At 30.5% G+C, this 25,325-nt stretch carries 24 protein-coding genes; 18 read left to right on the top strand and 6 right to left on the bottom strand.

Going from position 1 to position 25,325, the window contains the following annotated elements; all coding sequences use genetic code 11:
* Positions 1-149 precede the first annotated feature (149 nt).
* From H2279_RS07390 to H2279_RS07340, 11 genes are all read left to right on the top strand, one after another.
* On the top strand, positions 150-842 hold the full coding sequence (locus H2279_RS07390) for an SIR2 family NAD-dependent protein deacylase (RefSeq protein ID WP_337196114.1): 693 nt from the start codon (positions 150-152) through the stop codon (positions 840-842).
* Positions 842-1,441, top strand: a complete 600-nt coding sequence (locus H2279_RS07385) for a LysE family transporter (protein ID WP_137623397.1) — start codon at positions 842-844, stop codon at positions 1,439-1,441. The genes H2279_RS07390 and H2279_RS07385 overlap by 1 nt, the downstream gene beginning before the upstream one ends.
* 3 nt (positions 1,442-1,444) lie before the next feature.
* Positions 1,445-2,542: a succinyl-diaminopimelate desuccinylase gene (gene dapE, locus H2279_RS07380; RefSeq protein ID WP_337196113.1), complete on the top strand. Its 1,098-nt coding sequence runs from the start codon at positions 1,445-1,447 to the stop codon at positions 2,540-2,542.
* Between the two features lie 9 nt (positions 2,543-2,551).
* A complete protein-coding gene (gene thiS / locus H2279_RS07375) occupies positions 2,552-2,743 on the top strand; it encodes a sulfur carrier protein ThiS (RefSeq protein ID WP_137623392.1) in 192 nt (63 codons plus the stop codon).
* A complete protein-coding gene (gene thiF, locus H2279_RS07370) occupies positions 2,740-3,543 on the top strand; it encodes a thiamine biosynthesis protein ThiF (RefSeq protein WP_337196117.1) in 804 nt (267 codons plus the stop codon). Before thiS ends, thiF begins: the two co-directional genes overlap by 4 nt.
* 2 nt (positions 3,544-3,545) lie before the next feature.
* Complete coding sequence (locus tag H2279_RS07365; RefSeq protein WP_137621492.1) at positions 3,546-4,307, top strand: thiazole synthase; 762 nt, start codon at positions 3,546-3,548, stop codon at positions 4,305-4,307.
* Between the two features lie 2 nt (positions 4,308-4,309).
* Positions 4,310-5,455: a 2-iminoacetate synthase ThiH gene (gene thiH / locus H2279_RS07360; RefSeq protein ID WP_337196112.1), complete on the top strand. Its 1,146-nt coding sequence runs from the start codon at positions 4,310-4,312 to the stop codon at positions 5,453-5,455.
* The gene (locus H2279_RS07355) at positions 5,445-6,050 is read left to right on the top strand and encodes a thiamine phosphate synthase (protein ID WP_337196116.1); all 606 of its coding nucleotides are present in this window, start codon (positions 5,445-5,447) and stop codon (positions 6,048-6,050) included. The genes thiH and H2279_RS07355 overlap by 11 nt, the downstream gene beginning before the upstream one ends.
* A complete protein-coding gene (locus H2279_RS07350) occupies positions 6,025-6,921 on the top strand; it encodes a helix-turn-helix domain-containing protein (RefSeq protein WP_137623388.1) in 897 nt (298 codons plus the stop codon). Before H2279_RS07355 ends, H2279_RS07350 begins: the two co-directional genes overlap by 26 nt.
* Positions 6,922-6,990: 69 nt before the next feature.
* On the top strand, positions 6,991-7,839 hold the full coding sequence (locus tag H2279_RS07345) for a YncE family protein (RefSeq protein WP_337196111.1): 849 nt from the start codon (positions 6,991-6,993) through the stop codon (positions 7,837-7,839).
* An 8-nt stretch (positions 7,840-7,847) separates the two neighbouring features.
* Positions 7,848-9,011 carry an MFS transporter gene (locus tag H2279_RS07340; protein WP_137623386.1) on the top strand — a complete coding sequence of 388 codons (1,164 nt, stop codon included), beginning with the start codon at positions 7,848-7,850 and terminating at the stop codon, positions 9,009-9,011.
* Here the strand turns inward: H2279_RS07340 and murG are convergent.
* Positions 9,004-10,017, bottom strand: a complete 1,014-nt coding sequence (gene murG / locus H2279_RS07335) for an undecaprenyldiphospho-muramoylpentapeptide beta-N-acetylglucosaminyltransferase (protein WP_442862193.1) — start codon at positions 10,015-10,017, stop codon at positions 9,004-9,006. The genes H2279_RS07340 and murG overlap by 8 nt on opposite strands.
* Positions 10,011-11,174, bottom strand: coding sequence for a putative lipid II flippase FtsW (gene ftsW / locus H2279_RS07330; protein ID WP_337196110.1), 1,164 nt, complete (start codon positions 11,172-11,174; stop codon positions 10,011-10,013). The genes murG and ftsW overlap by 7 nt, the downstream gene beginning before the upstream one ends.
* 139 nt (positions 11,175-11,313) lie before the next feature.
* Here ftsW and H2279_RS07325 point away from each other — a divergent pair, with 139 nt between their 5' ends.
* From H2279_RS07325 to H2279_RS07310, 4 genes are read left to right on the top strand one after another with little or no spacing between them, the layout of a single operon-like run.
* Positions 11,314-12,753: an acetyl-CoA carboxylase subunit A gene (locus H2279_RS07325; RefSeq protein WP_337196115.1), complete on the top strand. Its 1,440-nt coding sequence runs from the start codon at positions 11,314-11,316 to the stop codon at positions 12,751-12,753.
* A gap of 39 nt (positions 12,754-12,792) precedes the next feature.
* A complete protein-coding gene (locus H2279_RS07320) occupies positions 12,793-12,948 on the top strand; it encodes a hypothetical protein (RefSeq protein ID WP_442862192.1) in 156 nt (51 codons plus the stop codon).
* Positions 12,948-13,706: an arginyltransferase gene (locus tag H2279_RS07315; RefSeq protein ID WP_337196108.1), complete on the top strand. Its 759-nt coding sequence runs from the start codon at positions 12,948-12,950 to the stop codon at positions 13,704-13,706. Before H2279_RS07320 ends, H2279_RS07315 begins: the two co-directional genes overlap by 1 nt.
* Positions 13,669-14,475 carry an adenylosuccinate lyase gene (locus H2279_RS07310; RefSeq protein WP_337196107.1) on the top strand — a complete coding sequence of 269 codons (807 nt, stop codon included), beginning with the start codon at positions 13,669-13,671 and terminating at the stop codon, positions 14,473-14,475. Before H2279_RS07315 ends, H2279_RS07310 begins: the two co-directional genes overlap by 38 nt.
* Positions 14,476-14,494: 19 nt before the next feature.
* On the opposite strand, the gene H2279_RS07305 is transcribed toward H2279_RS07310, so the two are convergent.
* The 4 genes from H2279_RS07305 to H2279_RS07290 are packed head-to-tail and all read right to left on the bottom strand — an operon-like array spanning position 14,495 to position 21,602.
* Positions 14,495-17,512 carry an efflux RND transporter permease subunit gene (locus H2279_RS07305; protein ID WP_337196106.1) on the bottom strand — a complete coding sequence of 1,006 codons (3,018 nt, stop codon included), beginning with the start codon at positions 17,510-17,512 and terminating at the stop codon, positions 14,495-14,497.
* A gap of 3 nt (positions 17,513-17,515) precedes the next feature.
* Positions 17,516-18,256, bottom strand: coding sequence for an efflux RND transporter periplasmic adaptor subunit (locus H2279_RS07300; RefSeq protein WP_337196105.1), 741 nt, complete (start codon positions 18,254-18,256; stop codon positions 17,516-17,518).
* A complete protein-coding gene (locus tag H2279_RS07295; protein WP_337196104.1) occupies positions 18,253-19,515 on the bottom strand; it encodes a TolC family protein in 1,263 nt (420 codons plus the stop codon). Before H2279_RS07295 ends, H2279_RS07300 begins: the two co-directional genes overlap by 4 nt.
* A 44-nt stretch (positions 19,516-19,559) precedes the next feature.
* A complete protein-coding gene (locus H2279_RS07290) occupies positions 19,560-21,602 on the bottom strand; it encodes a TonB-dependent siderophore receptor (protein WP_337196103.1) in 2,043 nt (680 codons plus the stop codon).
* Between the two features lie 181 nt (positions 21,603-21,783).
* On the opposite strand from H2279_RS07290, the gene H2279_RS07285 reads away from it, so the two are divergent.
* The 3 genes from H2279_RS07285 to H2279_RS07275 are packed head-to-tail and all read left to right on the top strand — an operon-like array spanning position 21,784 to position 25,278.
* Complete coding sequence (locus tag H2279_RS07285) at positions 21,784-22,548, top strand: ABC transporter ATP-binding protein (protein WP_337196102.1); 765 nt, start codon at positions 21,784-21,786, stop codon at positions 22,546-22,548.
* A 1-nt stretch (position 22,549) separates the two neighbouring features.
* The gene (locus H2279_RS07280; protein ID WP_337196101.1) at positions 22,550-23,374 is read left to right on the top strand and encodes an ABC transporter substrate-binding protein; all 825 of its coding nucleotides are present in this window, start codon (positions 22,550-22,552) and stop codon (positions 23,372-23,374) included.
* Positions 23,371-25,278 (top strand): iron ABC transporter permease, encoded by a 1,908-nt coding sequence (locus H2279_RS07275; RefSeq protein ID WP_337196100.1) that lies wholly within the window; start codon positions 23,371-23,373, stop codon positions 25,276-25,278. The genes H2279_RS07280 and H2279_RS07275 overlap by 4 nt, the downstream gene beginning before the upstream one ends.
* The last annotated feature ends 47 nt before the right edge of the window (positions 25,279-25,325 follow it).

Below are 25,325 nucleotides of genomic sequence, written 5' to 3'. Positions count from 1 at the left end.
AAATTGGCAATTTATGGAAAGTTATATAAAAGATTTGGAGCTTAAAAAACTAAAAAACATAAAGGATTATTATCAAAAAAAATTATATAAATATAAAAATATTTTTTAAAGTATTTTGTGCTAGACTTTGAAAAATTCAAGGTTTAGTGATGAAAAATATAATGATATTAAGCGGGGCAGGGTTATCTGCTCCAAGCGGACTTAAAACTTTTAGAGACAATGACGGACTTTGGGAAGAATACGATGTGATGGAGGTTTGCTCCGCAACAGCTTTTAGGAAAAATCCTAAAAAAGTGCTTGATTTTTACGATGAAAGAAGAGAGCAGCTTAAAAACGTAGAGCCAAATCATGCCCATAAAAAAATAGCAGAACTTAAGCAAAAATGGGGTAAAAATCTTTTTGTCATCACACAAAATGTCGATGATTTGCTTGAGCGTGCAGCGTGTAAAGATGTGATCCATTTGCACGGCTTTTTACCTGAACTTCGTTGCCTAAAATGCGGTGAAATTTTTAGTATCGGCTATGAAAAAATGGCCGGTAAATTTTGCCCTAAATGCAAAAGTGAAAATTTAAGACACAATATAGTCATGTTTGAAGAGGCGGCGCCTATGTATGCCACTCTTTATTCTTTGCTTGAGCAAACTTCGCTTTTTATCAGCATAGGCACAAGCGGAGCAGTTTTGCCAGTAGGGCAATACGCTAGCATGTGTGAAAAAAGTATTTTAAATATTTATGATAAAGATGATAATTTAGAAAAATATTTTGATAAAATTTATATTGAAGATGTTGTAAGTGCGATTGATAAAATTGCACTAGATATTGAAGAATTTATGGAGAGTTAATGTTTGATTCTTTGTTGAATGGATTGATTTTAGGATTTGGCGTTAGTGTTCCTTTTGGGCCGGTTAATATTTTGATCTTAACCTATGCTTTAAGATCTTTTAAAAATTCATTAGCGGTAGGCTTTGGGGCTTTTAGTGTCGATATGCTTTATCTTTTTTTATTGCAATTTGGGCTTTTGAGCTTTTTAAACAATGATATTTTTAAATATATCTTGGCTATTTTTGGCTTTTGTTTTTTAAGCTATATGGCTTTTTTAATGGTTAGAAAAAAAAGCGAAGCTTTAGATCTGCAAAATCAAGATTTTAAAGAAAGTCTTTTAAAAAGTTATATCAAAGGATGTTTTTTAAATGGAACAAATCCTTTTGTTATAGGATTTTGGTTAAGTACAGCTGGGGTGATTATCGGAGATGGACATCCTTATATTATGACTGTTGGGCTTATCATTTCTATCATAGCTTGGGTTTTTGCCTTGTCTTTCTTTGTGGCTAAATATAAACATTTCTTTGGTGCAAAGGTTATTAAGATTGTAAATATAGTTTCAGCTTTGATTATAGAATATTTTGCCCTTAGTTTGTTGTATAAAACTTTTATAGGATAAAAAATGAATGCCAAAGAACTTTTAATCGAGCTTTTAAAATTTAAATCCATCACGCCAAAAGATGATGGAATTTTAAATTTTATCGCCTTAGAACTTAGCGATTTTGAAGCTTTTTTTGTGGAAAAAGAGGGTGTAAAAAATTTATTATTGACAAAAAAATTTCAAGATGGAGGCGATCATTTAGCATTTTGCGGCCATGTAGATGTTGTGCCTGCGGGTGAGGGTTGGCAAAGCGATCCTTTTAAACCTGTAGAAAAAGAAGGCTTTATTTATGCAAGGGGTGCTCAAGATATGAAAAGCGGTGTAGCTGCTTTTATCCATGCGGTTAAAAATGCGAATTTTAAAGGCTCTAGACTTTCTTTAATACTAACAAGTGATGAGGAAGGGGAAGCAAAATACGGAACTTTAGAGCTTCTTAAATTCATGCAAGAAGAAAATATCTTGCCTGATTTTGCTATAGTGGGTGAGCCAACTTGTGAAAAATATCTAGGAGATAGTATCAAAATAGGACGCAGAGGTTCTATCAATGGTAAAATTCTCATACGTGGAAAACAAGGACATGCTGCGTATCCTGAGAAATGTATCAATCCCATCCATGATTTTTCTCATGCTTTGAAATTTTTAGCGGGCTTTGATCTTGATCCTGGTAGTGCAGATTTTACTCCTTCTAAGATAGTCATTACTGATATTAGGGGAGGACTTGAGGTATGCAATGTAACTCCAAATGATCTAAAATTGATGTTTAATGTTAGAAATTCTCCAGATACAACTTTAGATGATGTGAAAAATTATATCGATAAAATTTGTCATGGTTTAAATTATGAATTAGAAATCAAACAAAGTTCAAAACCTTTTTTAACTCATCATGATAATAAAGTGGTGCAAAAATTAAACGAAAGCATCCAAAAGATCACGCAACGCGTTCCGAGTTTCAATACTAAAGGTGGCACAAGCGATGCAAGATTTTTAGCGGAATTTGGTATAAGTGTATGCGAATTTGGGGTATGCAACGATAGAATTCACGCTATTGATGAAAGAGTAAGCGTGGAAGATTTTGAAAAGCTTTGTGAAATTTATAAAGATTTTATAGAAAATTTTTAGAGGCTAGCAATGATTATCAATGGTGAAAAGCTTGATTTAAAAGAATTAAGATTGATGGATTTTTTAAAAGAAAAGGGTTATAAAATCGAACTCATCGCCTTAGAATTAAACGGAGAAATTATCCCAAAGGATCGTTTTGAAAATTTGATTTTAAAAGAAAATGATAAGGCTGAAATTGTAAGTTTTGTAGGGGGTGGCTGATGAAAATAAAATTCAATGGTAAAGAGCTTAAAACCTCTTTTAAAAGCACTTTGGAATTTTTTCAAAGTGTGAGTGAAAATGAAAATGATGTTTGGATAGTCAATGGCTTTGCAACAAAAGAAGATTTAAATTTAAATGAAAATGATGAGCTTTTTTGCATACAAAAAAATACTTTGCCTCCAAAAGATGCACTTGATGCGATGATGAGAGCAAGACACACTCCAAAACTTCACGATAAATTAAAAAATTCAAGTGTTGCGGTGTGTGGCTTAGGCGGCCTTGGCTCTCATATAGCCATCATGTTAGCAAGAAGTGGAATAGGGGCTTTAAAACTCATCGATTTTGATGTGGTAGAGCCTAGCAATCTTAACCGCCAAGCTTATCGCGTGTGTGATTTGGGTAAATTTAAAACCGAGGCTTTAAAAGAGCAAATCAAAGAAATCAATCCTTACACGCAAATTGAAATTGAAACTTTAAAGATAGATGAGCAAAATTTAGCCCATTTATTTAAGGATATAAATATTGTTTGTGAAGCTTTTGATACGCCTTTAGCAAAAGCTATGATCGCGCAAAATTTTCATAAATTTTATCCTGATATAACTTTAATCTGTGCTTCAGGACTTGCGGGTTATGGCGATAGCAATAGCATACAAACGAGAAAAATTGCAAAAAAATTCTATGTTTGTGGGGATTTGGTGAATGCAGCACAAGTTGGAAATGGACTGATGGCACCACGGGTTAATATTTGTGCAGGACATCAAGCTAATTTGGTTTTAGAACTTTTAGCTAACAAGGAGTAAAAATGGATGATAAATTAAAAATTGGAAAATATGAATTTAACTCACGTTTTATTTTAGGATCGGGTAAATTTTCACTTGAGTTGATCAAATCAGCCATCGAAGAAGCAGGAGCACAGATCATCACTCTAGCTTTACGCCGTGCTTATACGGGAGAGGTTGAAAATATCTTAGATTATATTCCAAAAAATATTACTCTTTTACCTAACACTTCAGGGGCAAGAAATGCTCAAGAAGCTTTACGTATAGCAAGGCTTTCAAGGGAGTTAGGATGCGGAGAGCTTATAAAGATCGAGGTGATTAGCGATAGTAAATATTTATTGCCGGATAATTACGAAACGATCAAAGCTTGCGAACTTTTAGCAAAAGATGGTTTTACACCTTTGCCTTATATGTATGCTGATCTTTATGCGGCTAGAGCGATGAGAGATGCTGGAGCGGCGGCTATCATGCCTTTGGCAGCACCTATAGGAAGTAATAAAGGCTTGTGTGCTAAAGAATTCATACAAATTTTACTCAATGAAATCGATCTTCCTATTATTGTAGATGCGGGTATTGGCAGTCCATCTCAAGCTTGTGAGGCAATGCAAATGGGAGTGAGTGCTGTTATGGCAAATACGGCCATAGCTGAAGCAAAAAATATCGCTTTAATGGCTAAGGCTTTTTCTTTGGCGATAAAAGCGGGAAGAGAGGGTTATTTAGCCGGTTTAGCAAGTGTGAGTGAGGCTAAGGCAAGTTCTCCTTTAACAGGATTTTTAAGGGATTAATCATGCAAGATTTTATGCAATATTTGCCTCACATGCAAGAAATAAAAAGTGATATTTTAGATAAAGTTTTGTTTGAAATAAAAGATTATGATGAGGCTAAATTTAGCGCTAAAGATGTTGAAGAAGCTTTAAATTCTGCCCATTTAAGCATAGGAAATTTAAAAGCTTTGCTTTCAAGTGCAGCTGAAGAATTTATCGAGGAATTAGCTTTTAAATCATCAAAGACAAAAATAAAATATTTTGGAAATTCTATATCGCTTTTTACTCCGCTTTATTTGTCAAATTATTGTAATTCTAAGTGCGTGTATTGTGGTTTTCAAAAGGGTAATAAAATCGCAAGAGCAAAGCTTAATGAAGATGAAATTCACAAAGAGATGAAAGCGATTGCAAAAACAGGTTTGCAAGAAATTTTGTTATTAACAGGGGAAGGAAGAGAATTTGCAAATGTAGAATACATCGCAAAAGCTTGTGCTATCGCAAAAAAGTATTTTAAAGTTATAGGGGTTGAAATTTACCCTATGAATGAAGATGAGTATAAAATTTTGCATGAAAATGGCTGTGATTATGTGACTATTTTTCAAGAAACTTATAATCCTTTAAAATATTCCAAAATTCATCTTGGCGGTGAAAAACGCATTTTTCCTTATCGTTTTAACGCTCAAGAAAGAGCTTTAAAAGCGCGTATGAGAGGGGTTGCTTTTGCTGCACTTTTGGGCATAGATGATTTTAGAAAAGATGCTTTGGCTACGGCTTTACACGCGTATTTTTTACAGCAAAAATATCCACATGCTGAAATTTCTCTTTCTGTACCACGTTTAAGACCTATCATCAACAATGCTAAAATTCATCCTAAAGATGTGAGCGAAAAGCGTCTTTTGCAAGTGCTTTGCGCGTATAGACTTTTTTTACCTTTTGCGGGAATTACGATATCAAGCCGTGAAAGAATAGGTTTTAGGGATGAGGTGATTAAGCTTGGGGCGACTAAAATGAGTGCGGGAGTTAGCGTAGGGATTGGCGAGCATAGCGGTGAAAAAAAAGGCGATGATCAGTTTGAAATTTCAGATGAAAGAAGCGTAGAAGAAATTTTAACCATGCTTAAAAATGCAAATTTGCAAGCTGTGATGAGTGATAGTATCTATGTGGGATAAAAAGATTATCGCTATAAGCGATCGAAAAATTGTTGAGGATGGTTTTTTAAAACAGGTTGAAAAAATTGCCAAATCAGGTGTAGATGCTTTTGTGCTTAGAGAAAAAGATTTGAGTGAGTTTGAGTACTATGACTTAGCTAAAGAAGTTTTGCAAATTTGCTCTAAGCAAAAGCTTACTTGTATTTTGCATTTTTTTGACAGACAATGTTTGAAATTAAATCATAGATATTTTCATGCACCGCTTAGTTTATTAAGACAAGAGCCTAGATTGGCTCGGTATTTTCATTTGCTTGGAACTTCCATCCATAGCAAAGAAGAGCTTTTAGAGGCTATAAATTATAAGGTTAATTATGCTTTTGCTGGACATATTTTTGAAAGTTCTTGCAAGAAGGATTTAAAGCCTAGAGGAATTGAGTTTTTAAATTCCTTACTTACTTTTAGCAAAATTCCACTTTATGCCATAGGTGGGATTAATCTAGAAAATATTGAAAAACTTAAAAATTTAGATATAGCTGGAGTTTGCATGAGAGAAGCTTTGATGAATGAAAAAAAATTAAAAGTTTATTTAAATGAATGCAGACAAAAATGCGAGTAGACATATAGTTTTACCCCAAGATCTTAGAAAATTAAAAAATATTAATTATAAGAATTTTCAATTTTGCACCTTTGCAAGATATATCCAAAAAGATTCTTTTCATTCTAATTACATAAATTTACAAAAACATCTTTTAACCTTTGTCAAAAAAGGCTATAAAATTTTACACACATCTAAAAAAGATTATAGAATTAATTCTTATGAGGTTTTGTTTTTAAAATCAGGAAATTACACCCTTAGCAATATAGGTTTAAAAGATGGAATTTATGAAGCGCATTTATTTTTCTTTGATAATGCTTTTTTAATAGAACTAATTTATAAATACAAGCATTTGCTCAATTTTAATCCCTCTTGCTTAAATGATGAAATTTTTTGGATACGAAATGATAAAATTTTGCAAGGAATTTTAGAAAGCTTTAATCCATATTTTGATGAAAATACGCAAATTTTAGATCCAATTATTAATTTAAAATTTGAAGAGATTTTTTTGCATTTGCTTTTAAATAAAAATTCAAATTTTATCACTTTTTTAGCTGAAATTTTAAAAGAATTTCGTCTGGATTTATCTCAGCTTTTTGAGTATTGTGAGAAAGAATTTTTAAGTGTTCAAGAAATGGCCGATTTTGCCAAGCTTGATTTGGCGAGTTTTTCTAGAGAATTTAAAAAATGCTTTAAGATGAGTCCAAAAAGATGGTTGGATGAAAAACGTTTGCAAAAGGCTAAATTTTTGCTTGAATTTTCTAAAAAAAATATCAATGAAATAGCGACAGAATGTTCCTTTTCTTCTATATCTTGGTTTATAGAAAGATTTAAAAAAAGCTACAAAATGACTCCTAAGCAATATCAAAAATCAAAAAACTTATATTTTTAATCAAAAAACTAATACATTTTATTTTTTTTAAAATATATAATTTTTTTAATTTTTTAACAAGGAGATAAAATGAAAAAATATATTTTAAGTCTAGCTTTGTTAGCAACTTGTGCTTTAGCTGGTGAGTTAAAATATCAAGAAATTGAAGGATTTTTAAGTCCTGAAAGTGTTTTTGTAGATAAAAATGCCGTATATGTTTCCAATGTAGGAAAAAAGCTTGAGCCTTTAGCAAAGGATAATGATGGTTTTATTTCTAAACTTGATAAAAATGGAAAAGTTTTAGAATATAAATTTTTGAGTGGTTTAAATGCTCCAAAAGGTATGAAAGAAATTGACAATATTTTATATGTTGTGGATATTGATACGCTAAAAGGTTTTGATCTATCCACTAAAAAAGAGGTTTTTACTTTGCCTATAAAAGGAGCGATTTTTCTTAACGATATAGAAAAGCTTAATGATACAACGCTTTTAATCAGCGATACAGGAACGGGTATTGTCCATAAGATTGATTTGAAAACAAAAAAATATGATGAATTGTTAAAATTAGATCTTAAAGAATTTGGCGGCCCAAATGGTTTGTTTTTACACCAAAACCTTCTTTATATCGCTGGATATGATCCTAGTGGAGTTAGCGGAGGAGTGGTTTTAAGCTATGATCTTAAAAATAAGAAAATTCAAGTGATCAAAAGCGAAAAAGAACCTTATGATGGTATAGTTTTAAAAAATAATATTTTATATGTAAGTTCTTGGGGAAAAGATCTAAAAGGTGTAATTTATGCTTTAAATTTAAAAAATAAAAGTGTTAAAAAACTTGATCTTCCTTTGATAAAAGGACCAGCGGATATATTTTTAGATAAAAATAATTTATGGATTCCTAAGATGGCAGAAGGTAAAATACTTAAGGTTGAACTTGAGTAAAGGAAATTATGACTTCTTTTAAAAAAATTTTTTGGCTTAATATTTTTATCGTTATCATTATAGCCTTCAATCTTAGAGCCCCTATTACAACGATAGGGCCTATGGTTGATGTTATCAAAGAAGAATTTAATCTAAATTCCACTTTTTTAGGAATTTTAACCAGTTTGCCTTTGATAGCTTTTGGAAGTATTTCCTTTATCGTGGGTTATTTTTCCGCTATTCGTGCGGTTATTGTAGGAATTTTTTTAATCTTTATTGGTGAGCTTTTACGTTCTTATCTAGGGCTTTATGGTTTGTTTATAGGTATGCTTGCTATAGGCTGTGGGATAGCGATTGCCAATGTAGTTTTGCCAAGTTTTATCAAAGAAAAATTTCCTAAACAAATGTCAAGTGTTATGGGTTTATATAGCTTTATTTTAAGTGTCTCTTCTATAGTAGGCATTGCTTTAGCTACGCCTTTACTTCATGCTTTTAATTTATCTTTAGCCATGGTATTTTGGGCTATTTTTGCTTTTATAGCCTTGGTGATTTATTTTCCTCAAGCAAAAAATGGAAGGCTTTTTAGAGCTAAAAAACCTTCTTCTAAACAAGTGAATATTTTTAAACACCCTACAACATGGAAAATCACTCTTTTTATGGGATTTCAAAGCTTTTTAGCTTATTCTTTATTTTTTTGGTATGTTCAAATAGTTACTGAAAAAGGCTTTGCTAAAGATTTTGCAACCAATATGCTTTTATTTGGGCAATTAGTTGCTATGCCAGTTTCTCTTTTTGGACCCTTACTTTTAGGCAAGATTAAAAAAGAATACCACACAAGCTATATTGCGATTTTGTGTGCTATGTATGCTATATCTTTTGGAATTTTACTCATTTGTAATAATGAATTTATGATTATTTTGGGCGCTTTTATTATGGGTTTTCCTTGGGGTGGTGTTTTTGGCATAGTTTTGCTTTTTATCGCTCAAAAAAGTCACAATGCACAAATTGCAGCGAGACTTTCAGCCTTTGCTCAAGGCTTTGGGTATTTAATCGCTGCACAAGGGCAGTGGATTATAGGGTTTTTACATGATCAATTTGGAAATTTTTCAGGCGCCATTGTGATGCTTTTTGCAATTGGAATTATAGTAAATATTGTTGGATATCTATCCTATAAAAGCGAAGTTATCAAATAAGCTTAAGTATTTTTTCAAGTAAAATATCCGATCCATTTTTTTGGATAATATCTTGCAAATTTTTAGAGATACTTTCTAAATTTGTATCTAAAATAGTTTTTAAAATTTCATCTACGTTAGCATTATTTTGTGTAAAAATTTTACATAAATTTTGATCTTGTAAAAATTTAGCGTTAAAGTATTGATGATTTTTTGCCGCATAAGGATAAGGGATGAAAATAGCAGGCAAAGCATTAGCGCAAAGTTCAAAAAGTGTGCTTGCGCCCGCTCTTGATATAGCCAGATCGGCTATATGCATTTTTTCTTCTAAATTTGGACTAAAGTCAAATACATCAGCTTTAATATTTAAGTTTTGATAAATTAGTTTGTATTTTTCTAAATCATTTTTTCCACATTGGTGGATAATATTAATATTTTTTTCATTTAAACTAGGTGCTAATTGTATAGCTAATTCATTGATAAAACTAGCTCCTTGAGAGCCTCCTAGAAAAATAATACTTTTTAATTCTTTGCGAATTCTTGCGTGATTAAAAAATTTATCTGCCACAGGATAAGGCGTAAAATCTTCTTCAAAAGCACTAAAAAACTTTTTAGAAAAAGGTTTTAAAAGCTTATTTAAAGAGCCACTTTTTGAATTTTGTTCATGTATAAATAAAGGTATTCCAGAAAATAAAGCACCAAAAGATGCAGGTGCTGCGCTGTATCCTCCTACACTAATAACAGCTTTTACTTTATAGTCTTTAAAAATTTGTCTGCATTCTTTAGAAAGTTTTAAAATGTGTAAAAAAGAATTGATTTTATTGAATTTGCTTTGATTAACAACGCCTTGAGAGCTTAGAAAAAATTTATCCTTAAAACGTGTTTCTTTTTCAAACCACGCTTTATCTTGTCCGTTTTGACTGCCTATATAAATACAAGCTATATTTTTTCTTTGCGCACTTTCTAATAAACATCTTACTATGGCTAGATGTCCACCTGTGCCACCTCCAGTTAAAACGATCATAATTTAACCTTTTTAGAAATCATCAATACATACCCTATGCCTATACAAATTGCCCACATGGAACTTCCACCATAACTTAAAAGCGGAACCGCAACACCTTTAAGCGGAGTAAGGGAGATAATACCAAAGGCATTCATAAAAAATGAAAAAAGCAAAAGTAAAGCAATGCCAGAGCAAAAGATAAAATGCTCTTTTTTATCGCAACGTCCTGCTATTCTAAAAATTCTTAAAATCATCCAAAGATAAATAAAGCAAATAATTCCGAGTCCAAAAAGTCCGATTTCTTCTGTGATACCAGAGAGGATAAAGTCTGTATGAACTTCACTTAAAAAACCTAATTTAAAAGTTCCAAGCCCTAAACCTTCCCCAAATATCCCTCCATGGGCTATAGCATTTAAAGAGTGTGAAATTTGATATGGCTCTGCATTAGTACTTACTCTTAAAGCATTAGCCATCCAATCAGGAAGCATTGGCAAAAAGGCATCTTGTATATTTCCCCACCAAGATGCGATTCTTTGGATACGCCTTTGGTTGCTAAAAATAACCATTATGCCCACCATCATAATGATTAAAGTTCCAAAGGCAAAAAGCCTTTTACTAGCTCCTGCAAAAAAAGCTAAAGCTAAAATTAAAAAGAAAGAGATAACGCTTTGCCCTAAATCATTTTGCGTAATATAAATATATCCTATAACTATAGTTGCAACGATACAATAGGGTAAGAGAATTAAAACCTCATGCTTAATTGCTTTTTTACTATCATCAATACGTCTTGTATAACTCCAAGCTAGAAAATAAATGAGTCCTATTTTAAAAAATTCAACCGGAGATATAGAAAGTGGTCCTAAGCGAATCCATCTTTTAGCGCCCCCACTAGCCGTTGCTAAAGCTGAAGGTAAAAAAGGTAAAATTGTGATAAAGATAAAAGAAACAATAAGAATAGCAAGTATAATTCTTTCAGAATTTTTTTTATCTGGATCAAGCCTTGAAATAAAAAACATGATTAAAATTCCACTCACTCCAAAAAAAAGTTGGCGAGTAAAAAAGTGAAATTCATTATAATTAAAAAAAAGTACAGTAAAAACTGTCAGTGAATATGAAAAAACTATTCCTATAGTGATGAGTATACAACTTAAATAAAATAATTTCTTATCAGCAACCATTTTGATTTTTACTTTTCTTTGTTTTGGAAATAAAATTTATAAAGTTTTATTATAACCAAAATAATTAATTTTTTTGCTAAGTTTTTATAAGGATATTTTGATAGAATTGCTTTTAGTATTATTATTTCAAAGGCAAACTATGATGCAAATTCATAAAATTCTTATAGCAAATCGTGCTGAAATAGCCGTTAGAGTTATCCGCGCTTGTAGGGATTTGCATATCAAAAGTGTTGCAATTTATACCGAACCTGATCGCGAGTGTTTGCATGTAAAAATTGCCGATGAAGCTTATCAAATAGGTAGTGATGCTATAAAGGGTTATTTGGATATTGCTAGGATTATAGAGGTTGCCAAGGCTTGTGGCGCTGATGCTATCCACCCAGGTTATGGTTTTTTAAGTGAAAATTATGAATTTGCTAAGGCTTGTGAAGAATCAAATATTATTTTTATAGGTCCAAAATCTGAAGTGATTCACAAAATGGGCAATAAAAATATCGCACGTAAATTGATGGCACAAAATGGGATTCCTATTGTTCCAGGTACTGAAAAATTAAATTCTTATAGTATAAATGAGATTAAAACTATAGCGGAAAAAATCGGTTATCCTGTGATCTTAAAAGCTTCAGGTGGTGGAGGGGGACGCGGAATTCGCGTTGTTTATAAAGAAGAAGAGCTTGAAAATGCTTTTGATTCTTGCAAAAGAGAAGCACTGACTTATTTTAAAAATGATGAAGTGTTTATGGAAAAATTTGTCACAAATCCTCGTCATATAGAATTTCAAATTTTAGGCGATAATTATGGCAATATAATACATCTTTGCGAGAGAGATTGCTCTATACAAAGAAGACATCAAAAAGTGATCGAAATTGCTCCTTGTCCTAGTATCTCTGATAATCTTAGAAAAACTATGGGTGTAACTGCTGTTGCGGCTGCTAAAGCGGTGGGTTATACTAATGCAGGAACGATAGAGTTTTTGCTTGATGATTATAACCGTTTTTATTTTATGGAAATGAATACAAGAATTCAAGTTGAACATCCTATCACAGAAGAAATTACAGGGGTTGATCTTATCGTGCGTCAAATTCGTATTGCTGCAGGGGAAATTTTAGATATAGAGCAAAGCGATGTTAAACCTAGAGGATTTGCTATAGAAGCTAGAATTACAGCTGAAAATGTGTGGAAAAATTTTACTCCAAGTGTGGGTAAAATCAATGAATATTATCCAGCACTTGGTCCTTCTGTAAGAGTGGATAGCCATATTTACAAAGATTATACCGTGCCACCTTATTATGATTCTATGCTTGCTAAATTAATCGTTAGGGCAACGAGTTATGATTTAGCGGTTAATAAACTTGAAAGAGCTTTAAAAGAATTTACCCTAGATATTAGAACAACCATATCTTTTTTAATTGCGATTACAAAAACAAGAGAATTCAGAAGAGGTTATTTTGATACTTCTTTTATAGAAACTCATTTGCAAGAATTATTAGAAAAAACACAAGATCATCATCAAGAAAATAAAGAAGAGGTGGTGGCTGTGATCGCAGCGGCACTTGAAAAAATCAAAAAAGGAAAATAAATGGATTTTTTAGATAGTTTAAAAAATATAAAAAAAGAAATGCAAACTCATGCCAAAGATATAAAAAAAGAAAAAAAACAAAATAAACAGGAAAAAATTTTAGACAAAGAGATGCAAGAAATTTTTCTAAAGGAAGAAAAATTGCAAGATGAATTTTCTGAATTTATTAAAAATTCAGATATTAAGAAAATTTAATGTTTGAAATTGGATTTTGTACTCTTGAAGATCAATGTCCATATTTAGAAACAAAACGTTCAAGAATAGAATATAAATATATACAAAATTGCTCTAAGGAAATCAATACAAAATTAATCCAACGAGGCTGGAGACGCTTTGGAAGATATTTTTCTCGTCCAATTTGTAAAGATTGCGAAGAATGTCTTAGTCTTAGAATTTTAGCCGATGAGTATAAATTTTCGCGTAGTGAAAGAAGAGTTTTTAAAAAAAATATCAATACCAAAATGATACTTAGAAGACCAGCTTTAAGCAATGAGCATTTATTTTTATACGATAAATATCATCGTTTTATGGAAGATAAGAAGAACTGGAAAAGGTATGATTTAAATTTCAGACAATATTATAATCTTTATATAGATGGATTTATGGATTTTGGTTATGAACTTGCTTTTTATGTTGATAATAAGCTAGTTTGTGTGGATCTTATTGATGAGGTTGAAGATGGAATTTCAAGTATTTATTGTTTTTACGATCCTGATTTTTCACATCTTTCCTTGGGCAAATTTTCTCTTTTAAATGAGATTAAATTTGCTAAAAGTAAAAATTTAAAATATATTTATTTGGGATATTTTGTAAAAAAGTGTCAATCTTTATCGTATAAAGCCGATTATACACCTAATGAAATTTTAAAAGGGACAAGTTCTCTTTTTGAAAATGAGGTTTTATGGGAGAGAGAAGATGCAAATCGTGCAAACTTTAGAAACGATCAATGTTAATACTGATGATATTAGCGTTTTTCAGTATTTTAAAGACTTAATTACCAAAAATTTCACAAAAGTTATAGGGCGGAAAAATAAGATTTTTTCTTTTTTTGAAGAAAATGAAATTCCGCAGCGTCGATATTTTTTAAAGGTTTTAGATCAAAAGTATCGCAAGAGTTCTAATGAAAGCATAGAGAATTTAAAAGATGCACATTTTAAAACTTTTAGGCTTAATTTTGAGCAAAGTAATATGCTAAAACCTATGCTTTTTATAAAAACAAGTTTTGCAGGAAATCAAATTCTAATGCAATTAAGCTCTAATGAAAAATTGTTTGTAACTTATATGAAAAATTATTTTAAAGATCATCAAATAGAATATGATGAAATTACAAATGTTTTAATGCTTAAATATAAAGATGAAAATACCTTGGAACTTTTTGAGACTTTTGCTGATGAGAGTGAGCATTTAAAATATCGCGTTAATTTTGAAGTCGATCGTCAAGAATATAAAGATTTTCGTCAAAATATCTTTAAAAAAGAAAATGCAAAATGGAAATTTAATGCCCTAGCAAAGCTTTTTAATAACTATTTTGCAACCTTAGAATGCACACCGCAAAATGATCTTAGTGAAATCAGACAAAAATATTTAATGATGGTAAAGCTTTATCATCCTGATTTTTATCAAGGAAAAAATGCCCAAGAGAAAGCTTATGCAAGAGAGCAATTTGAAAAGATACAAATTGCTTACAATAATCTTAAAGCCCTATATAAAAACAATGCTTAAAAGACTTAAATCAAGTCTTTTAATCTATTTTTTTTCTTTCATATATCTTTCTTAATTTACTATCAAGAGTGTAACAGAATTTAAAAAGTGCTGGTACAACTAGCAAGGTTAAAAGAGTTGAGCTAACAAGACCGAAAATAATCGCTATAGCCATAGGAGAATTGGACTCATATCCTGCTCCTCTTGAGATGGCAAGTGGAAGCATGGCAAAAATCATTGCAAAAGTTGTCATTAAAATAGCTCTTAAACGAGATTTTCCAGCGATCAATAAAGCCTCATCAGGTTCTACGCCCTCATGGCACTTTTTATTGGCTACATCCACAAGTAAAATCGCATTTTTTCCTACCATGCCAAAAAGTAAGATGATGGCGATTAAAACAAAAAGTGAGAAATTGTACCCCGTGATAAAAAGTCCTATAGAAGCTCCTCCAAAGGCTAAAGGCATGGTAATCATTATAATGAGTGGCAAAATAAGACTTTCATAAAGTGCAGCCAAGACAAGATAGATTAGTACAAAAGCTAATGCTATAGCCATAGCAAAGCCTTGAACAGTTTCTCCTAAAAGATTTATAAAGCCAGAAAAGGCATAGCTTAGATTTGAATTTTTGCCTAAAATATAATCCATATTGTTAAGTAAGAGTTTTCGAACGGCTCCTAGTGAAATATCATTAACTCCGGCTGCAACCTTAATAGATCGGCTTTTATTGTAGCGATTGATGGTTTTTAAATCTTTAGTATAAGAAAAATCAACCACGCTTGAAAGATCTAAATTAATACCTTGATTATTTCTTATATTAATACGCTTTAATGCTTCTATATTTTTCTTAAAATCAGGTGAAAAGCTTAAAATAAGATCATCTTTTGAATTTCCTCTATCCATACTTCCGACGCTAAGTTGCGAAAAAGAATAACTTAGTACTGCAGCAATATATTCTGGATTAACATCTAAAAGTTTTGCCTTTTCTTTGTTAATGTGTAAAGCAACAGCATCTTTTGTGGCATTAGCATTATCACTTATATCTACAATGTGGGAATTGCTTCCTAAAATTTCTTTAGCACGATTAGCGGCTTGTTTTATGGAGTCTAAATCATCGCCTAAAACTAAAAATTGAACTGGATCATCAATTCCTGCACCTTCAATTTTTGGAAGTTCTAAAACTTTAATTTTGATACCATCTTCTTGGAATTTTTGACGATATAAATTAACTATCGCACTTTGCCTTAACTTTCTCTCGCCTAAATTTTTGAGTTTGATATAAATTTTAGCTTTTGTAGCGTCTTTGGCATCATCATAACCTAAAATCAAAAAGGCGTATTTTACGTTTTCATCTGTTTGAATTTTTTCTAGTAGATTAAGACTTTTTTTTCTCATAGCTTCAAAACTTAAATCCTGCTTACTTTCAAGTAAAACTTGAATTTCGCTATCATCTTCCATAGGTAAAAAATCAAGCCCAATACGACTAGCTAAACCAAAGGATAAGATTACAAAAACGAGACTTGCTAAGATAAATTTAGTTTTATTTTTTAAAATTTTATAAAGTATATTTTCATATTTTTCTTCTATTTTTTGAAAAAAAGCTTCACTTCTTTGATAAAATCGGCTTTCTTTAGGATTTAAAAATCTAGCACTTAAACTTGGAATTAAAAATATAGAAACTAAAAAGCTGATCACAATACCACTTGCAACGCTAATTCCTAGGGCATTAAAAAATAGCCCCGGAATGGATTTCATATAAGAAATAGGGATAAAAACACAAAGCAAAACAACACTGATGCTTAATACACTAAAACCTATTTCATTAACTCCTAAAAAGGCAGCTTGCAAGGGCGAATGTTCTTTTAATTTTTTAGCGATATTTTCAATAACAACAATGGCATCATCTATAAAAATTCCTATACTTAGGGTTAGAGCGATAAAAGTGAGGCGATTTAAATCATAACCTAAAATATCAATGATAAAAAAAGTTGAAATAATCGAAGTTGGTATGGCAACACAAGCAATAAGGGTAGCGCTTAAATTTCTCAAAAATAAAAATACAATAATCAGCGTTAAAAAAATACCCAAAACCATATCGAAAATAACCTGTGAAAGGTGTTTGTAGATATTTAAACTTTTATCATAAACAATGTCAAGTTTTATATCGCTAGGAATTTGCTTTTCTAAAGTGCTTAGAGATTTTTTGACATTTTTTATCATTTGGAGTGTGTTATAGTTGCTTACTTTACCAAGCTCTAAAAGCACACCTTCTTTACCTTGATAAATCGCACTTTGTTTTTCATCCTCATAAAGGCTTTTTATGTCTGCAATATCGCTTAAAAATACACCTGTTTTGATGCGTAAATTTTTTAACTCATTTAAATCATTAGCCTCAAAATAACCTTTGATAATATAATTATCATCTTGATTGTTTAATTCTCCTAAAGCTTGTTTAAAATTTTGACTTTTGATGATATTGGCTACATCATAAGCATTAAGATTATATTTTTGTAATTGTTCAGGCTTTAAATTGATACGAATTTGAGGCTTTAAAAAACCCTTAGCATCGATTTTTCCTACACCATCAACCCTTTGCAAAAAAGGTTTAATTTTGTCATTGATGTTTTGCATCAGTGAAAGTTTATCGGGTGAGTAAAGAAAAAGTGATATAGCCGAGCCTGAATCAGAGCTTATTTTTTCAACTTCAGGTTTGGTTGGAAGGCTTAGGGTGCCTATTTTATCTCTTACATCGTTGGCAGCTACCTCAAGATTTTTTCCAAGTTTAAACTCAACAACAGAAACGCTAAAATTGTCATACGCAACCGAAGTGATGGTTTTAACCCCATCAATTTCACTCAAGGCATTTTCAATTTCTTTGGTGATTTTTGATTCTATAAAATTTAAATCCCCATTTGCTTTGCTTGTGATTTTAATAAGAGGTATGGAGACATTAGGAAATAAATTGACACTCATGTTAAATGCAGAAATAAGCCCAAAAATAATGAGTGCTAAAAAAAACATCAATACAGTAATAGGTCTATTTATCGCTAATTTAAACATATTTTAATCTTTTGTAATGATTTTACCTTCCCCAAAAAGACCTGGGGTTAATCCAGAAGCTTCAACTTCGGCATAAATTTTTCTTGTCTTAACTTCTATACTTGGATAAATTAAGCTGATTTTTCCTTTGATTTGATTATCGCTTTGATCTATTTTATAGATAAATTCATCTCCAACCTTTACTTTGTCTTTATATTTTTCATCAAAGCTTAAAACAAGTTTGCTTTGCGGATAAGAAAAAATTTCTACTAAAGGTTGGGCTACTCCACCAACCCCTTCTCCAATTTGTATAAATTTGTTTGCAATGATTGCATCATAAGGGGCTCTTAGTTCTTTTTTTTCGAGTATGTTTTTATAGTAATCTATATTGATTTTAGCCTTGGTTAAATTTAAACTAGCAATATTAAATTGTGTTTTCATATCTTCATAGCTTTGTTTATCGATAACATCTTGAACGGAATTGATTTTTTTCATCTTGCTTTTTGTATTTTCGTATTGAGCTAAGGCTAGGTTATATGAATTTTTAGCATTTTCAAGGGCTATTTTTTCGCTAGTTTGATCAAGAGCAAGTAAAAGATCCCCCTTTTTAACCTTTTGTCCGATTGTGATTGGAATTTGAGAAACTATTCCTATGCTTTCTATGGCTAATTTGCTTTGTTTTGAGGCTTCTACATTGAAACTAGCATAAATTTCTTCCGCAAAAATCATATTGAAAGAAAATATTAAAAATAAAAATATTTTCATTGTTTCACCTTTGAAATGATTTGTATTCCAGCATTAAAATAATAATTTGCTTTTGTGATTTCAAATTCATTTTGTGCTAATTCTAAGTCGCTTTGAGCTTTAAATTTAGCCTCTAAAGCTTGTAAGTATTCCACGTAAGAAACAAGTCCTGCGCTGTATTTTTTATCTATACTTTCAAAAGCTATATTAGCAGCTTTAAGTGCTGATTTTAAAGCCATAATTTGTTCTTTTAAAACTTTTATATTTTTAAGTAAATATAGTAATTCTTCGCGGTTTTTTCTTTCGTTTAATCTCGCATTTGCATTTGCAATTTGCACATTTAAGCGTTCTTTTTCAACCTTTTTAGCTCTAGAATTAAAATCAAAAATTTTCCATTCTAAACCTAAAATAATTTGATTATTTTGTGAATATTTTTGCAAAATTTCATTGGTTATATCAATAAAAGGATAGGGGACTTTTGGATTGTAATTGTTTTTGTAAAATCCGAAATTATCCTGAATAAAAAATTTAGGATAGTATTGAGATTTAGCTAAATTAACATTTTCTTTAGCTAAATTAACATTTTCTCTTGCAATAAGCACGTCATAATTATTTAACACTTTATCATAAAAAGGTTTTTCTAATGTCGCTTGGCCTTCAGGGATGAGATTTTCTCCTGTTAAAATTCTAATTTCTTTTTGGATATTTTCAAGTTTTAATTCATTTTGATGTAACATTAAAACACTTAAATGAAATTTAGCCTCTATGCTTTCTAATTCATCCTTAGAACTAAGTCCTGTTGAATAAAATTTTTTCAATCTTTGCAAAGTTGATTTTAAAAACTCCACTTTTTGTTCATCTGCGGCTATGATTTTTCTTAAACTTAAAGAGTTAAAATAAAGAGTAGTTGCATTTAGGGCTAAATAATTTCTAGTTTGCTCTTTGCTAAGCAGACTGATTTTTTCTTGTTCTTTTAAAGCCCTTAAATTAGCTTCTCTAGCTCCGCCATCAAAAAGTAGAAAATTAAGAGAAAATTTGGCAAATAAACTTTCTTGAGGATCGATGATAAAACGATCTTTGTTGTTAGCCACGTAGGCTGAATTTAAACTAAGGCTTGGCAAATAATTTCTAAAAGCTTCACTGCTTGCAAGTTTAGCTTGTTCGCTTTGAATTTGTTTAATAAAATATTGCTCGTTTTTTTGACTTAAATTAATAAGTTCTTTTAAATTAGAGCCAAACAATGCTAAAGGTAGAAATAAAATAATATTTAAAAATCTCATAAGCTAGAGTATAACATACTTAAGCTTAAGAGAATTTAGTGTGATTAGTATTTATAAGAAACGGATAAAATTCCTTTGATACCTTCTCCATAATAGCAAGAATAATAACATCCGCTAACATATTTTTTATTAAAGATATTATCGATATTTAATTGAACATTCCATTTATCATAATTATATCTAAAGGCAAGATCATAAAGTGTGTATGAAGGCACCTTAATATTAGGGTTGCCAGCTTCATCGGTGCTACTTCCTATATAGCGTATTCCAAAGCTACTTTTAAAATTTTGCTTATGATCGATTTTAAAGGTATGAGAAATTTTAGTGGCAAAAATATCTTTTGGCATCATTGGCGTTCTTATGGTTTTTAATGCATCTAAAGAGGTGTGAGTTTGAAAATAATGTGTATAAGCTAAAGTATAATCTATGCTTTCACTCAAAGCCACATTTGAGCTTAGTTCTAAACCTTTAGTATTTTGCTTTCCAGCTTGTATGGATACAGGTATAGGTGCACTTGGATTAGCATTGACTAGAGCATTTTTTTCTTGGATGTCAAAATAAGAAAGATTGAGTTCCCCATCGATAAAATAAGGAAGATATTTAAAACCAGCTTCGTATTGTCTGCTTTCATAAGGTTTATAATCCTTGCCATCTCCATCGCTTCCAGCTATAGGCCTAAAGGCTCCTGAGTAACTTACAAAAGGCATCAATCCTATATCTTTAAATACATACATTAAGCCTGTTTGAAAGGTTGTGTGATTGACATTATAATCGCTTTTGCTTCCAAAGCTTTTTGCATTGCTTTTAGCTTTATCAAAACGCATACCAAGATCCAAAATCCATTTATCATAAAGTTTAGCTCTATCTTGGACATATAAGCCTAATTGTGATTGTTTTACTAAATAAGTAGGCACTTTGCTTTTAATTTGTGGGGTATGATCAGGATCAAAGATATTGACTTTATCTGCACTTCCATAACCATATTTTCCATTGACATAGATATATTGATAATCTATTCCGCTTGTAAGGGTATTTTCAAGTTCTTTGTAGCTATTTTTTAAAATCAGTCTATTATCTAAGGTATGGCTTCTTGCTATACCATCTAAGATGATAGAACTTCTTGTGGCTGTAGTAGGATTGTTAAGATCTAAAGCTGAAAAACTTACAGCAAATTGACTTTTATCTTCCATATTGTAGCGATAATTTTGCATAAAAGTTAATTCATCATTGAAATAATGTATGAATTCATATCCTAAGGAATATTGCTTTCTTTTTAGATAATCACTCAAAGGCGATCCTAAATTTGTACTTGGTTTAATTGTTCCTTGCGGTGTATCAATAATGGTTCCATAAACAGGAAAAAAGCCGGTTGTAGGGACTCCTTGATCGTATTGAAAACTTGCAAGAAGTGTTAAAAAAGTATCATCATTTATATCTATGGCTAAACTTGGTGCAAAATAGTAATGCTCTTGCCAAGTTCCATCAAGCTGTCCATTTTGTCTAAAATAATTTCCTACGATTCTAAAATTACTGTTTGTATTAAAAGCCTTATCTCCAACATCAAAAAATAAGCCATTTTGAGATAAATTTCCTATCTTAGCTCCAATTTCTGCTATAGGAGTTTTTTGAGGTCTTTTACTGACTAGATTGATCACGCCGCCGCTTTGAGAAGAGCCATAGCTTAGAGAATCAGCCCCTTTAACAACTTCTATTTTTTCTAAACCATACAAATCAGGAGACCATCCAAAATATCCACCCTTGTAAATTGCTGTTCCGTCTAAAACCAAACTTGCATCAAATCCTCTTAATTTAAGCCAATCTGTCGTATCTAAATCCGCACCATAAATTTGAGAAACAAAACCACTTTCATAGCGAGTGATTTCATCAAGTTGTTCTGCGCCTTCTTCTTGAATTTGTTTAGAGCTGATCACAGAAATACTTTTTGGACTAAGATAATCCACGCTTTGGCTTCCTTTTTCAACAGATCCCACAACGCTAACAGCGCCGAGTTCATAAGAGGATTCTTTAGCTAAAGCTAAACTTGCACTTATTGAAATAAGTAAAAAAGAATTGAATATTTTATTCATAAAAACAAGATCTCCTTTTTTTGTAAAAACAAATTGAATTTTAATTATAATAATGAAATTGACTTTCAAAATGTGAATTATATAATTTTAAAATTTAAAGAAAAATTATTTTTTATTTATTTTTTATTTTTCTTTATGTTATAATCCGAGCTTAAGTTTTTCAAAGAGGATATGATGGGTAATGGCACTCATAAAAAGTTGCAATGTAAATTTTAAAAATCAAAATCAATATATTATTTATCCTACAAATTTATGTTTTGAAAACGATAAAATTTATGCTCTTATGGGGCATAATGGTTCAGGAAAATCTACTTTATTGAAAATTTTAGCCAGACAATTAAAACCATCTTCTGGAAAAGTTTGCTTTGATGATGAAGATATAGCGAAACTTCCTTCAAAAAAATTAGCTCAAAAAATAGCTTATTTGCCGCAACATTTGCCTAATTTAGGATATTTAAGCGTAAGAGAACTTGTGAAAATGGGGCGTTATTCTTATGAAAAATTGTTTTTTAAAAATCAAGATGAAGGATTGATCGAGGAAGTGATGAGATTGACAAATACTTTAAGTTTATCAAATAGAGAAATTCATACCCTTTCTGGCGGAGAAAAGACAAGGGCTTTTTTAGCCATGCTTTTGGCTCAAAAAAGCGAATTTTTATTTTTAGATGAACCTTTGGCTGCTTTGGATATCGTGTATCAATTTGAATTGATGGAATTAATATCTAGATTAAATAAAGAATTTAAAGTAGGTATAGTGCTGATTTTACATGATATTAACTTAGCGGCATTGTATTGTGATGAAATCATTGCTTTAAAAAAAGGAAGGGTTATTTTTAATGCAAGCAAGCAAGAGTTTATGCAAGAAGAAAAATTAAAAGATATATTTAATATTGATGCTAACATTATAGAGCATCCTAAGAGAAAATCTCCTATTGCGCTTTTTTGATATGAAAAAAATTGCCGTTTTATTTTTAATTTTATTTGAATTTATACAAGCTAAAGAATTAAAAATCATCGCTTTAGATTGGACTATGGCTGAAACAATGATGATGTTAAATTATCAACCTTTAGCGGTTGGAGATAAAAGGATATACAATACTTGGGTTGAAGAACCTGCTTTGCCTAAAGATATAAAGGATGTTGGTCTTAGAGTTCAGCCTAATATAGAATACATGATCAATTTAAAGCCTGATTTAATCATAACTTCATCTTTGTTTAACATTGATAATCATATTTTAAAAAATAAAATCAAAATCATCGATTTTTATCAAAATAAAAAAGATGTGTATTCTAGCATCAACGAAGGTGTTTTACAGATAGGAATTCTCTTAAATAAAAAGCAAGAAGCTTTAAATCTTATCGACGATACAAGAATCTTTTTTGAAACTTCTAAAAAGAAATTGCGCTATACTAAACCTATTGCTATAGTTCAATTTATAGATAAAAAACATTTAAGAATTTATAACAAACACAGTCTTTTTGGTGCGGTCTTGGATCAACTTGGTTTAAAAAATGCTTATGATAAAAATACAAACAATGCTTGGGGCGTTGATATCATAAGTTTTTTAGATCTTTTAAAACTTCCAAAAAAGACAAAATTTATAGTGATTAAGCCAACTCCTTTTGTGCTCGATAAAGAATTAAAGCAAAATCCTTTTTATCAAAAAATGAATATTTTTAAGGATTATAATGAATTAGAGCCTATTTGGAGTGCGGGATCATTGATGAGTATGAGACGTTTTGCTAAAGATCTTTTGAAGGTGATTGAGTGAAAAAAATTATTTTTTCATGTATATTTGTATTGATTGCTTTATTTTGTATTTTTCTTTTTTTTGAATTTGATTTTTTAAAAAAATATGATCAAGAAAATTTACTTTCTTTTGTTTTTATAAATTATAATTTAAGCCGTTTTTTTATGTGTTTATTGTGCGGTTTTTTACTTGCTTTTTCTTCTTTGATTTTGCGTATCGTGATGCAAAATCCTTTAGCCAGTGATACAACTTTAGGTGTGGCTCCAAGTGCTAGTTTTGCTATTTTAATCGCTACTTTATTTTTTCCTGATTTTTTAAATATTTCAAAAGTGTTGATGGGCTTTTTAGGGGCTTTTTTAATTTTATTTTTAATTTTTATTTTTATGCTTAAAAAGCATTTAAATTCTACAAGTATCATCCTTTTAGGTCTCATAAGTGGGATGGTTTTTGGTGCTTTAAGTTCTTTGATGATTCTTTTTTATCCAGAGGAAAGCAAGTCTTTTTTACTTTTTAATAGTGGTTATTTTACTCAAAATGGTTTTAAAGATGTTATAGAGCTTTTTTGTTATTCTAGCATAGCGTTAATTAGCTTGTATTTTTTTATCCCTTATTTAAAAATTTTAAATTTAGGAGATGAGCTTGCAAGCAGTGTTGGGCAAAATATCTTTTATGTTAAATTTTTTGCCTTGTGTTTGAGTGCTTATTTTATCACTTTGGTGGTTTCTTTTGTAGGAGTGATTAGCTTTTTAGGTTTGTTTGCGAGTATTTTTGTGGAATTTTTTAAGATAAAAAACACAAGAAAAGAGTTTTTGCTTTGTGGTTTTTTAGGCTTTTTTTTATTGTTTGGGGTGGATTTATTTTTACAAATTTTACAAATTACAAAAGGGGTTGATTTGCCTACAGGGGGATTTTTGGCATTGTTTGGATCTCCGCTACTTATTTTTGCTGTTTTTAAAATGCTAAAAGAAAATTTTAGCGATGATGATATTTATATTTTTTCTTATTTTAAGGAAAAATATATCATTTTAGGTTTAATCTTACTTGTTTTGATGCTATTTTTTTTTAATTTATATTTTGATTTTTCAACTTTGAGTTTTAAAAATATATTGAATGAAATTTTAGCATTAAGATTAAATAAACTTGTTATTTTGCTTTTATGCGGTGTTTTGTTAGCTTTGGTTGGGTTTATCTTACAAAGATTGAGTTTTAATCCTATGGCATCACCTGAGATGCTAGGGATTAATTCCGGAGCAAGCTTGGGCGTTTTATTTGCTTTGTATTTTTCTTTAGAATATGTTCAAATTTTTGCTATTATAGGGGCTTTATCGGTTTTATGCTTTTTATTTTTTTTAAGCTTTAAATTTAATATCAATATGCAAAAAATCATCCTTGTAGGTATAGCTATAATGTTTTTTGCAGATGCTTTGAGCAAAATTTTCTTAGCTAGTGGAGATTTTAAAGCTTATACTTTTTTAGCTTATACTCAAGCAGGACTTATTAATATAGATGAAAATTTAAGTTTATTTTTATTAATTTATACAGGTATTTTTTTGTTAGCCTTATATATGCTATATCCTAGTTTGAAGATTTTTTCTTTAGGGGAAAATTGCGCTTTAAGTGTAGGGCTTAATGTGGTAAAAATTAGAATTATCTTTCTTGTTTTAAGTGCCTTTGCTTGTGCTTTAAGCGCTTTATGCATAGGTCCTTTTAGCTTTGTGGGTTTATTGGCTCCTCATATTATGAAATTATTGGGTATTAAAAAGCTTTATAATCAACTTTTTGTGGCAGCTTTGCTTGGAATTTGCTTAATGTTTTTAGCTCATTTCATATCTAAAATCATTTTATTTCCTTATGAAATTCCTTTGGGTATTGTAGCGACTTTACTAGGAAGTATTTATCTATTTTTTACGATAAAAAGATATTAAAATTTTTATTAAGCTCGTATTAAGTATAATCAAATTTTAATTTCACC

Source organism: Campylobacter sp. B0100352/1 (assembly GCF_020135855.1).
Lineage (GTDB): Bacteria > Campylobacterota > Campylobacteria > Campylobacterales > Campylobacteraceae > Campylobacter_D > Campylobacter_D taeniopygiae.
The sequence above is the reverse complement of the archived record's forward strand: the minus strand, read 5'-3'. Positions and strand labels throughout refer to the sequence as shown.